The sequence below is a fragment of the Yersinia sp. Marseille-Q5920 genome (assembly GCF_946902935.1).
GTDB lineage: Bacteria > Pseudomonadota > Gammaproteobacteria > Enterobacterales > Enterobacteriaceae > Yersinia > Yersinia rochesterensis.
Genome location: NZ_CAMPQA010000015.1, coordinates 1 through 11,149, shown reverse-complemented (window position 1 = coordinate 11,149; position 11,149 = coordinate 1). Strand labels below are relative to the sequence as shown.

Here is an 11,149-nt window from a genome sequence, read left to right as displayed (position 1 = left end):
GATGATATGAGTGCAACAAAAATAATAAAACACGTTAGCGCCATCAATTGGAATAAAATTGAAGACGATAAAGATCTGGAAGTCTGGAACCGCCTGACGGCTAATTTTTGGTTGCCGGAAAAAGTCCCACTATCCAATGATATTCCCTCTTGGGCCAAACTAACTGCCGAGGAGCAACAGCTGACTATCCGCGTTTTTACCGGCCTGACGCTGCTTGATACGATTCAAAATACCTTGGGCGCACCAGCGCTGATCAAAGACGCAATCACTCCCCATGAAGAAGCGGTATTTTCCAACATCAGCTTTATGGAGGCGGTGCATGCCCGCTCTTATAGCTCTATATTTTCTACCCTTTGTTCAACACCTGATGTAGACGAGGCTTACCGCTGGAGTGAGGAAAATAACTCGCTACAAAAGAAAGCCCATATTATCCTCGAGCATTATAATAATGACGACCCTCTGAAGAAGAAAATTGCCAGTGTATTTCTGGAATCATTTCTATTCTATTCTGGTTTCTATTTACCTATGTATTGGTCAAGCCGCGCCAGATTAACCAATACCGCCGACCTGATTCGGTTAATAATTCGCGATGAGGCTGTTCACGGCTATTATATCGGCTATAAATTCCAGAAAGGATTAGAGAAAGTTGATATTAGTCGCCGCCAAGAGATAAAGAATTTTGCCTATAATTTGCTGCAAGATTTATATGACAATGAAGTGCGCTATACCGCAGACCTTTATGATGGTGTCGGCTGGACAGAGGATGTCAAAAAATTCCTCCATTACAATGCAAATAAAGCATTAATGAATTTAGGTTATGAAGCCTTATTTCCAGCAGATCAGGCCAATGTCAACCCGGCTATTTTGGCGGCATTATCACCCAATGCTGATGAGAATCACGATTTCTTTTCCGGCTCTGGATCATCATATGTTATCGGTAAAGCAGTCAATACTGAGGACGAAGACTGGGATTTCTAAGCTTTCTTAACTTGCACATTCTCCCCTTTTCATTCGCACGACAAAGGGGAGATTCCGCCCCACTTGCCGTTATGATTAACTGGCCCGATTCAGCAGCCAAAACCTAAATTCTCATTGAGTGCCCTATTCGGCTACAGGCCAGAGTATCAGGGGGATTCAGCGCCGTTACCTCAGGAAATAACCCCCTTAATAATATTGGAAGTATATTGCCGATATATGAACAATATTTACTCTATTAACTTTCAAATTAGCCATTAGGCTCATCAGTCATATTAGGTAATTCATCAAACGTCAAAAACCACAATATTAACGCAAGTAAATTAACAGGTTAAAAAGATATATATTGACATGATGAGCATCTCACAATTGATTATAAGAACATTGAGGGTTGTCTCAGATTCTCATTGTGTTAGGGTATATGGCGCTCTATTTTTTCATCAGGATAATATTGATCGAATAAACATAATTTAAAATTTACAGAGGAATACACCAACTGCATGGCAATTAAACTCGAAGTAAAGAATTTATATAAAATATTTGGTGAGCATCCAGATCGCGCTTTTAAACTACTTGAATCAGGTAAGAATAAAGAGCAGATATTTGCCAAAACTGGTTTGTCCGTTGGCGTTAAAGATGCCAATCTGGCCATTGAAGAAGGCGAGATATTCGTCATCATGGGGTTATCCGGTTCCGGTAAATCCACCCTGGTACGCCTTCTCAATCGTCTGATAGAACCCACCCGCGGTGAAGTGCTGATCGACGGCGAAGATATTGCCAAAATATCTGATAGCGCCCTGCGCACCGTACGCCGTAATAAGATAAGCATGGTCTTCCAATCCTTTGCCTTAATGCCCCATATGAATGTGCTGGATAACACCGCATTCGGTATGGAGTTAGCCGGCGTCCCGCAACAGGAACGTCACGAAAAAGCCTTGGAAGCATTACGTCAGGTGAGTCTGGAAAACTACGCGTATTCTTATCCCGATGAGTTGTCCGGTGGCATGCGCCAGCGCGTGGGTTTAGCCCGCGCCATGGCCAACAACCCCGATATTCTGTTAATGGATGAGGCTTTCTCAGCACTCGACCCCTTAATCCGTACCGAAATGCAAGATGAGCTGGTCAAATTACAGGCCAAACATCAGCGCACTATCGTCTTTATCTCTCATGACCTGGACGAAGCCATGCGCATTGGCGATCGCATCGCCATTATGCAGGGCGGTGAAGTGGTGCAAGTCGGAACGCCGGATGAGATCTTGAATAACCCGGCCAATGACTATGTACGCACCTTCTTCCGTGGCGTCGACATCAGCCACGTCTTCAGTGCTAAAGATATCGCGCGCCGCCGCCCGGTGTCCTTGATCCGCAAAACACCGGGTTTCGGCCCGCGTTCGGCATTAAAACTGCTTCAGGATGAAGACCGCGATTACGGCTATGTGCTGGAGCGCGGGCAGAAGTTTATCGGCGTGGTATCGATCGATTCACTGAAAAAGGCATTGGCAGAGAACCAATCACTGGATAGCGCCTTATTGGCCGATCCGGCACCGGTTCCCGCCGACATGCCCCTCAGTGAGCTGATTTCATTGGTTGCACAGGCCCCGTGCGCGGTTCCTGTGGTCGGTGAGAACAGCAGTTATATCGGTATTATTTCCAAAGCCATGCTGTTGCATGCCTTAGATAAGGAGACGCCAAATGAGTAATCAAATCCAAAGCGGCACCCCCGTAGACAGCAATCCATGGGCGACAGCTGCACCGGTAGCAACCGACTCTGCCCCTCAGACCCTGTCAGCGGCGGCTGACCCATGGGGAGCCAGCATGGCCGAGGGTAGCCAGCGCGTCGCCAATGCAGGCCACGAGGTTGCTTCTCAGGCCGTGCAGAGCCAAGCTGCACAAAGTACCGATTGGCTGAATAGCGCGCCCGCGGCCACTCCTGAACATTTCAGTCTGATGGACCCATTCCATAACACTTGGGTGCCACTGGATTCGTGGGTTACTCAGGGTATTGACTGGGTGGTACTGCATTTCCGCCCGCTGTTCCAAGGTATTCGCGTGCCGGTTGATTTTATTCTCAGCGGCTTCCAACACCTGTTACTGGGCATGCCTGCACCGGTGGCGATTCTGGTTTTCGCCCTGATTGCGTGGCAGTTTTCTACCTTAGGGATGGGCGTAGCGACATTGGTCTCCCTGATTGCTATCGGCGCTATTGGCGCATGGTCGCAAGCTATGGTGACACTGGCGCTGGTTCTGACCTCGCTGTTCTTCTGTATCCTTATCGGACTGCCGCTCGGGATATGGCTGGCACGTAGCAATAACGCCGCCCGAATTATTCGCCCGCTACTGGATGCGATGCAAACCACACCGGCTTTCGTCTATCTGGTGCCCATTGTCATGCTGTTTGGTATTGGTAATGTGCCCGGCGTAGTGGTGACGATTATCTTTGCCCTGCCGCCCATCGTCCGTCTGACTATCTTGGGTATCAAGCAGGTGCCGGAAGACCTCATTGAAGCCGCTGAATCCTTCGGCGCCAATCCGCGCCAATTATTGTTCAAAGTACAGTTACCACTGGCGATGCCGACCATCATGGCGGGTGTCAACCAAACCTTAATGCTCGCATTGTCGATGGTGGTTATTGCTTCAATGATTGCGGTAGGGGGCTTGGGCCAAATGGTACTGCGCGGTATTGGTCGCCTTGATATGGGGCTAGCCGCTGTCGGTGGTGTCGGTATCGTGATTCTGGCGATTATCCTCGACCGTCTGACTCAATCATTAGGCCGTGACCGCCGCAGCAAAGGCATTGGCCGCTGGTATGCCACCGGCCCTATCGGGCTTATCACCAAACCATTTTTAAATACCAAATAATTTCAATTCATTACACTAAAATTATACCCAAAGTCATTGGCGCTGCGGCAAGGCAGCAAGTGAGTAAATCCCGATGAGCTTACATCAGTAAGTGATTCGGGTGCGCGAGCGCCGCTAACACAGCAGCAGTGTCATGGACAAAGGGGATAGGGGAAAATTATGCGTAAGACCGGAGTTTGGGTATTAGCCCTCACCACACTGATCAGCACTCAGTTATCCGCCGCAGAATTACCGGGCAAAGGCGTTACTGTCCAACCACTGCAAAGCACCATTTCGGAAGAAACCTTCCAGACCTCACTGGTCAATAAAGCGCTGGAGAAGCTCGGTTACGACGTCCAGCCCACCAAAGAAGTGGATTACAATGTCGCTTACTCTTCCATTGCCGCAGGCGATGCCACTTATTTGGCGGTAAACTGGGATCCGCTACATAATGACCAATATGCGGCCGCCGGTGGCGATGCTAAGTTCTACCGTCAGGGTAACTTTATTGAAGGGCTGGCGCAGGGGTATTTGATTGACAAAAAAACCGCCGATAAATACCACATCACCAATATTGAGCAGCTAAAAGATCCGAAAATCGCCAAATTGTTTGATGCAAATAATGACGGCAAGGCCGATCTCACTGGCTGTAATCCAGGTTGGGGTTGTGAAGCCCCGATTAACCACCAAATCCAAGCTTATGGCCTAAGCGACACGGTAACCCATAATCAGGGTAACTATGCCGCGATGATTGCCGATACCATCACGCGCTACAAAGAAGGCAAGCCAATTCTGTATTACACTTGGACGCCGTATTGGGTCAGTGACGTGCTGGTTCCCGGCCGTGATGTGGTGTGGTTACAGGTGCCATTCTCTTCCCTGCCGGATAAGACTATCGACACCCAGCTTTCTAATGGTGCGAACTACGGCTTCCCGCCGAGTGTGATGCATATCGTCGCCAACAAAAAGTGGGCCGAAGCTAACCCTGCTGCCGCCAAGTTGTTCTCCATCATGAAACTATCCATTAATGATGTGAATGCCCAGAACATGCGGATGCATGCCGGTGAATCTTCAGATGCCGATATTGAACGCCATGTGAATGGTTGGATCCAATCTCATCAGGCAACCTTTGATGGCTGGGTGAAAACTGCTGCTGAAGCCGGTAATGCGAAAGTTACGCAGTAAATTCTAAATGGGTTTATTGATCTGTAACCCAAGGGGGAAGTTCTATTATTTTGCCCCCAGCGGCTTCAAGTGCCAAGGGTATACCCAAAGTAATTGGAGTTGCAGGTAGGCAGCAAGCGAATGCATCCCAATGAGCTTACTCAAGTAAGTGATTTGGGTAAGTGAGCGTAGCTAACACCCCTGCGGCTTCAAGTGCCAAGGGTATACCCAAAGTAATTGGAGTTGCAGGTAGGCAGCAAGCGAATGCATCCCAATGAGCTTACTCAAAGTGATTTGGGTAAGTGAGCGTAGCTAACACCCCTGCGGCTTCAAGTGCCAAGGGTATACCCAAAGTAATTGGAGTTGCAGGTAGGCAGCAAGCGAATGCATCCCAATGAGTTTACTCAAGTAAGTGATTTGGGTAAGTGAGCGTAGCTAACACCCCTGCGGCTTCAAGTACGAAGGGTATAGATACAACGAAGCCCTGAGTTAGCAATAACTCAGGGCTTCTGAATGTTGGCGGTGCGGACGGGACTCGAACCCGCGACCCCCGGCGTGACAGGCCGGTATTCTAACCGACTGAACTACCGCACCACGCTGCTGTTCCGGTTAAGAACGACTCGAATATTACGGATGCAATGCAATCTCGTCAATACTTTTTCCAGTAAAATAAGCCGTTTGCACAGTTTTCCATCTGGATGCCGTTTTATTCTGCATTCGCACTGTCTTCTGTCTCCAGCGGCATGCGCCATAAACAACTACCGCCCTTTTTCATCACCAAATCCAGACGAGATTCATGAGCGGCTATTTCCTCTTCAGCGGCATAAATTATTTTCAACCCAGATGCTGGGCGAGTAATGCGCAGGATGTCGTCTGAGGAATTATTCTGCGACTGATCACCCTCCATTGAAAAAGAAAGTGACGTCTGGCCGCCGGTCATCGCCAGATAAACTTCCGCCAAAATTTCGGCATCGAGTAACGCGCCGTGCAATGTCCGCTTGGTATTGTCTATCAGGTAGCGGTCACACAGCGCATCAAGGTTATTTCGTTTGCCGGGGAACAGGCGGCGCGCCAGCAACAAGCTGTCAGTGATGGTGCAGAAAGTTTCCGTTTTCGGAATGTCCTGCTGCAACATGCGGAATTCATAATCCATAAAGCCGATATCAAACGCCGCGTTATGGATGACTAACTCAGCGCCACGGATAAACTCAAGAAACTCCGGCGCTATATCTGCAAAAGTAGGCTTATCCGCCAAAAACTCATCACTGATACCATGGATACCGTAAGCTTCTGGGTCTACCAGCCGGTCAGGTTTGATATAAACATGGAAATTTCTGCCGGTCAGACGGCGGTTGATCACTTCAACGGCACCGATCTCAATAATCTTATGGCCTTCATAATGAACGCCCAGCTTATTCATACCGGTGGTTTCAGTATCCAGAACAATCTGTCGGGTCGGTGTAACTTGCATATTGCCAGTGCTCATAGCGCTCGTTTATGTCAGACTTAACGTTTAAACAGATAGGAAGAGTCTACCAGAGATGACTAAACAGGTAGAAATTTTCACCGATGGATCTTGCCTTGGCAATCCTGGCCCCGGTGGTTACGGCGCAATTTTGCGTTACAAGCAACATGAAAAAACCTTTAGCGCTGGCTATTTCCTGACTACAAACAACCGCATGGAGCTGATGGCCGCTATCGTAGCATTGGAGGCGTTGACCTCACCTTGCGAAGTCACACTCAGCACTGACAGCCAATATGTGCGCCAGGGGATTACTCAGTGGATTCATAACTGGAAAAAACGCGGTTGGAAAACCACTGACCGCAAACCGGTGCGTAATGTCGATTTATGGCAACGTCTTGATTTAGCTATCCAAACTCATGTAATTCAATGGGAATGGGTCAAAGGCCATGCCGGTCATCCAGAAAACGAACGCTGCGATGAATTGGCCCGCGAAGGCGCAAACTCACCGACGATGGAAGATACCGGGTATATCCCTAATTAATGCGTGACTGCCAACTCAGGGTTGGTCACGATAGCTTTTGGTCGCACCCACTGCCCGGCTAAACCAAGGTTTACGTGCGCCGAACTTCATCGGATTAAACGTCAATGGAATAGTGCGTTTGCGGGCAACAATCAAGCTGACACAACCCAAAGCGGGCAGATGGGTGCTGATAAAGCGCCCACCTTCTTTATGCCACGGCAACACGTGAAAGCGCGATAAATACAAAACTTCATAATTCAATAAACTCAACCAGTCTAACAAGCGCATCTGAGTAAACATGCGGCTAACATGGGGTTGCCGCTGGCGTAATAACGGCACCAGCTTCCCTGCGCCCAATAGACTCATGGGATTAAAGTTGCTGATAACCAGCCAGCCGTCATCAATCAGTACCCGATCCACCTCACGTAAAATGCGGTGCGGATCAGTGGCATAGGCTAAAGTATGGGACAGTAAGCAAGCATCCACAGATTTCTCAGCAAAAGGTAACTGATATGGGCTGGCAAGCACCTGCATATTTTTGCCCTGCTCCCCCACATTCACCTGATGAGAGATTGCGCATTTATCGCTAGCGATTTCAGCGCTCAAATGGCCTATCTTCAATAAGTGGAAACCAAAGAACTTCGGCCACCAAGACTGCAATTGCTGCTCAATCGCCGCACGATAATACTCTCCCCAAGGTAACTCAGCCCAAGACGTGGGCGTATCAATCTTTTGGCGTGTTTGTGCTGGTTTCATGTTTTAACGTCTTCTTTCAAACTGTTGCCAATAAAAGAGGTATCTAATGAATCTTATCAGCATTCCGGCATTTCAAGACAATTACATTTGGTTATTGGCTGACGAACAAAAACACTGTGTCATTGTGGACCCCGGAGAATCAGCTCCCGTGCTGGCAGCTCTGAGCCAAGGCCAGTACCTTCCTCAAGCCATATTATTGACCCATCACCATAATGATCACGTCGGTGGAGTCGCAGATTTACGCCGCCATTACCCCGATATTCCAGTCTATGGGCCACAAGAAACCGCGAATAAGGGTGCGACAATTATTGTAAATGGGGGTGATAACCTGACCATTAGCGGCCAAAAATACCAAGTTATTGCCGTTCCTGGCCACACACTTGGACATATCGCATACTACAGCAAACCTTATCTTTTCTGTGGTGATACGCTATTTTCCGCGGGCTGTGGCAGGCTATTTGAAGGCACTCCAGCGCAAATGTACAAGTCTATTCAACAGCTCGCGCAACTCCCTGACGAAACCTTAATTTGCAGCGCGCATGAATATACTCTCGCGAATCTTAAGTTTGCCCGTTTTATTCTGCCATTAGACAAAGACATTGCTACATATCAGCATGAAATCATGCAATTACGGGCAAAAGATCGACCTAGTTTACCCGTAAAATTGCAAATTGAGAGGAAAATTAATGTTTTCTTACGTTGTGATGACATTGATTTACAAAGGAAAATAGGCGCAATGTCACCGCCAGAGTCGCTTGTCTCAGTTTTTTCCGAATTACGTGCACAGAAAGACCGTTTCTGAGCTTTTAGTTGTGTTTTTTATCGAAGCAAAGTATGATTGCTCGTCTTTTAAGCAACTACATTGACACACACATGAAGACCAAAGCGATATTTCTCGCCTCAGTCTTGCTTGTTGGGTGCCAGACGTCCAAGACGGGCGTTCAGGCTCCTGTACAGCATGCACAGAGTTTGTCTTCGGCAGGTCAAGAAAGTGAAGCAGGAGAGTACACAAATAGCGCCCGAGAGGGTAGCGCGCGATGGCTGGATAGTGACAGTGGCCTCGCGCAGCAAGATTTGTGGAACTTCATTAGCGACGAGCTGAAGATGAAGGTTCCGGAAAATTCTCGGATCCGTGAACAGAAACAAAAATACTTAAAAAATAAGAGCTATCTCCACGATGTAACATTACGGGCAGAGCCGTACATGTACCTGATAGTCGAGCAAATTAAGAAACGTAATATGCCGATGGAGCTGGTACTGCTACCCATAGTGGAGAGCGCTTTTGACCCACACGCGACATCATCCGCCAACGCCGCAGGGCTGTGGCAGATAGTGCCAAGTACCGGTCGAAATTATGGCTTGAAACAAAACCAATGGTATGACGGCCGCAGAGATGTGGTGGCGTCTACCAAAGCAGCGCTTGATATAATGGAGCGCCTGAACAAGATGTTTGACGGTGACTGGTTGTTAACAGTCGCTGCCTATAACAGCGGTGAAGGCAGAGTTATGCAAGCGGTGAAAGCAAATAAGGCAAAGGGTAAACCGACGAACTTTTGGGCATTGTCGCTTCCTCGTGAAACGTCAATTTATGTTCCAAAAATGCTGGCCTTGGGTGATTTAATCAAGAACAGCAAAAAGTACGGTATAAACTTGCCTGACACCGACAAAGACCGTGCATTAGCGCGCGTTGATGTTGGTCAGCAGATAGAGCTAACTCAGGCGGCTGAGATGGCGGGGATGTCACTGACAAAGTTGAAATCCTTTAATTCTGGGTATAAGCGCAATGTAACGGCACCAGCTGGACACGGTCCTCGTTATATTATGTTGCCGAAATCCCATGCTGAGCAGCTTAAAGATTCATTGGCAGATACTGATATTGCCGCAGTTCAACCAACCAAGTTGGCACAGAACAGCACAAAATCAGCATCAAACTCGCAGTATAAAGTTCGCCCCGGCGACACCTTATCTACGATAGCCAAGCGGTTGAATATCAAGACCAGCGATTTGCAGAGTTGGAACAACTTACATGCCAAGAGCACCTTAAAAGTTGGGCAAACCCTGCAACTGGCAAGCAATACAACTAGCAGCAACAGCATCACCTATCAAGTTCGTAAAGGTGATTCTTTTGCCAGTATTGCCAAGCGTCACGGTGTAAACACCGACGATGTGATGCGATGGAATTCGGTAGTCAGCAAAGCTAATAAATTGCTGCCAGGTTTGAACTTGACGCTGTTCGTTAACGGCAAATCAACCCCGGACGCATAAAGTCAGAATCGCTATTAAAGCTGTTAAAAAGCACCCTTAGGGGTGCTTTTTTTATGGCCGAAACTCAACCAGAAGCGGATTATGATCAGAAGCTCGCGTCACTAATACCGAGGCATCTGCCAGCGTAAGGCCGCGGTAAAAAACGAAATCGAGAGGCTTACCAAAAGCGCGGCTACGATTATCTGTAGGAAACTCAACTTCTTCCAAACCCGAACCTTGAGCAAAACACTGTAATGCGTTAACCCGCTGGCGACTCCAGGCATTGAAATCCCCAGCCAGAATAACCGGGCCACGGTGCATAGCTATTTGCTCTCCAATCGGCTCTAACTGTTTACTGTAAACATCGACACCAAGACTGAAATTCACAGCATGAATATTCACGACCATCAATAATCGGCCATCATGAATGGGATAAACAGTGACTAGTGCCGACTTAGACAAGCGCAGCAGTGGTTCTCGCTCTCGCAATGGGCAACAGTAGACTGGGTGAGTGGCCGCTAACGTCATCACGCCAGAGGGGTGCTGAGGTAGCGCAAAGGCTGGAACCTGATCTGCCGCTTGATAATGGGACGTAGCAAACCTCACCAGCTCGGGTGTTGTTTGTGCTTCTTGCAGTAGCATCAGTTGCGCATCACGCCCGAACTCTTTGAGCACAGACAGCCATTCAGCCCGCTGTTGCTTAAAGATATTCCACACCATCACCCGTAGAAATTCCGTGGTCGGCAAAGGGGTGCCTGGAGGTAACCCTTGCCCCAATAATTTAGTAGAGCCAGGGAAAATCTGTTCAACCGGTTGACCTGCAACATACCGCATTGCATATGTTCGTTTCGGCACTTTGATGGCCTATTCCTTATTCGAAATCACTCTGGCTTGTAAGATAACCGCAGTGGATAGTTCACTGATTATACGCTCAGATGTTCCGGTCAGTAATGTCTTTTACCTATATTGCTTTTTTGATATTGGGATGCTCAAGGATAGATTCAATCTATGTTATTCATAATGCACTAATAAGACTTCTATTAACAAAGAAGCCCGCAATGCGCTGGTGAATCCCCAGAAAAAAGGACAGGCATAGAGAAAATATGATCTACTGATTGTGCAACCAATTCAGCGAGATCAACTCTATGCCTGCCCGTAAAGTATGCCAGAACTTTTTCCGGGGCGCT

General features: G+C 48.0%; 10 protein-coding genes and 1 tRNA gene. 7 read left to right on the top strand and 4 right to left on the bottom strand.

Going from position 1 to position 11,149, the window contains the following annotated elements:
* The first annotated feature begins 6 nt into the window (after positions 1-6).
* The 4 genes from nrdF (at position 7) to proX (ending at position 4,998) form a co-directional block, all read left to right on the top strand.
* A complete protein-coding gene (gene nrdF, locus OVO64_RS17845) occupies positions 7-978 on the top strand; it encodes a class 1b ribonucleoside-diphosphate reductase subunit beta (RefSeq protein ID WP_038635753.1) in 972 nt (323 codons plus the stop codon).
* A gap of 497 nt (positions 979-1,475) precedes the next feature.
* Positions 1,476-2,675: a glycine betaine/L-proline ABC transporter ATP-binding protein ProV gene (gene proV, locus OVO64_RS17840; protein ID WP_038635756.1), complete on the top strand. Its 1,200-nt coding sequence runs from the start codon at positions 1,476-1,478 to the stop codon at positions 2,673-2,675.
* Complete coding sequence (gene proW, locus OVO64_RS17835; protein WP_145509629.1) at positions 2,668-3,834, top strand: glycine betaine/L-proline ABC transporter permease ProW; 1,167 nt, start codon at positions 2,668-2,670, stop codon at positions 3,832-3,834. The genes proV and proW overlap by 8 nt, the downstream gene beginning before the upstream one ends.
* A gap of 159 nt (positions 3,835-3,993) precedes the next feature.
* Positions 3,994-4,998, top strand: coding sequence for a glycine betaine/L-proline ABC transporter substrate-binding protein ProX (gene proX, locus OVO64_RS17830; RefSeq protein WP_038635760.1), 1,005 nt, complete (start codon positions 3,994-3,996; stop codon positions 4,996-4,998).
* A 496-nt stretch (positions 4,999-5,494) separates the two neighbouring features.
* Here proX and OVO64_RS17825 read toward each other — a convergent pair.
* Positions 5,495-5,571, bottom strand: a tRNA-Asp gene (locus tag OVO64_RS17825).
* 112 nt (positions 5,572-5,683) lie between these two features.
* Positions 5,684-6,448, bottom strand: coding sequence for a DNA polymerase III subunit epsilon (dnaQ, locus tag OVO64_RS17820; RefSeq protein WP_038635763.1), 765 nt, complete (start codon positions 6,446-6,448; stop codon positions 5,684-5,686).
* Between the two features lie 70 nt (positions 6,449-6,518).
* Here dnaQ and rnhA point away from each other — a divergent pair, with 70 nt between their 5' ends.
* Positions 6,519-6,983: a ribonuclease HI gene (gene rnhA / locus OVO64_RS17815; RefSeq protein ID WP_004390359.1), complete on the top strand. Its 465-nt coding sequence runs from the start codon at positions 6,519-6,521 to the stop codon at positions 6,981-6,983.
* A gap of 15 nt (positions 6,984-6,998) precedes the next feature.
* Here the strand turns inward: rnhA and OVO64_RS17810 are convergent, their stop codons facing one another.
* A complete protein-coding gene (locus OVO64_RS17810) occupies positions 6,999-7,718 on the bottom strand; it encodes a class I SAM-dependent methyltransferase (protein WP_145586005.1) in 720 nt (239 codons plus the stop codon).
* A gap of 46 nt (positions 7,719-7,764) precedes the next feature.
* On the opposite strand from OVO64_RS17810, the gene gloB reads away from it, so the two are divergent.
* Positions 7,765-8,520 (top strand): hydroxyacylglutathione hydrolase, encoded by a 756-nt coding sequence (gloB, locus tag OVO64_RS17805; RefSeq protein WP_038635770.1) that lies wholly within the window; start codon positions 7,765-7,767, stop codon positions 8,518-8,520.
* A 71-nt stretch (positions 8,521-8,591) separates the two neighbouring features.
* A complete protein-coding gene (gene mltD, locus OVO64_RS17800; RefSeq protein WP_038635772.1) occupies positions 8,592-9,983 on the top strand; it encodes a murein transglycosylase D in 1,392 nt (463 codons plus the stop codon).
* A 51-nt stretch (positions 9,984-10,034) separates the two neighbouring features.
* On the opposite strand, the gene OVO64_RS17795 is transcribed toward mltD, so the two are convergent.
* Positions 10,035-10,817, bottom strand: coding sequence for an endonuclease/exonuclease/phosphatase family protein (locus tag OVO64_RS17795; RefSeq protein ID WP_071841736.1), 783 nt, complete (start codon positions 10,815-10,817; stop codon positions 10,035-10,037).
* Positions 10,818-11,149 lie beyond the last annotated feature (332 nt).

What these genes read in the sequence shown, in the direction of transcription:
- nrdF (WP_038635753.1), top strand. Translation starts at nt 7, where the DNA reads ATGAGTGCAACAAAAATAATAAAACACGTTAGCGCCATCAATTGGAAT.
- proV (WP_038635756.1), top strand. Translation starts at nt 1,476, where the DNA reads ATGGCAATTAAACTCGAAGTAAAGAATTTATATAAAATATTTGGTGAG.
- proW (WP_145509629.1), top strand. Translation starts at nt 2,668, where the DNA reads ATGAGTAATCAAATCCAAAGCGGCACCCCCGTAGACAGCAATCCATGG.
- proX (WP_038635760.1), top strand. Translation starts at nt 3,994, where the DNA reads ATGCGTAAGACCGGAGTTTGGGTATTAGCCCTCACCACACTGATCAGC.
- dnaQ (WP_038635763.1), bottom strand. Translation starts at nt 6,448, where the DNA reads ATGCAAGTTACACCGACCCGACAGATTGTTCTGGATACTGAAACCACC.
- rnhA (WP_004390359.1), top strand. Translation starts at nt 6,519, where the DNA reads ATGACTAAACAGGTAGAAATTTTCACCGATGGATCTTGCCTTGGCAAT.
- OVO64_RS17810 (WP_145586005.1), bottom strand. Translation starts at nt 7,718, where the DNA reads ATGAAACCAGCACAAACACGCCAAAAGATTGATACGCCCACGTCTTGG.
- gloB (WP_038635770.1), top strand. Translation starts at nt 7,765, where the DNA reads ATGAATCTTATCAGCATTCCGGCATTTCAAGACAATTACATTTGGTTA.
- mltD (WP_038635772.1), top strand. Translation starts at nt 8,592, where the DNA reads ATGAAGACCAAAGCGATATTTCTCGCCTCAGTCTTGCTTGTTGGGTGC.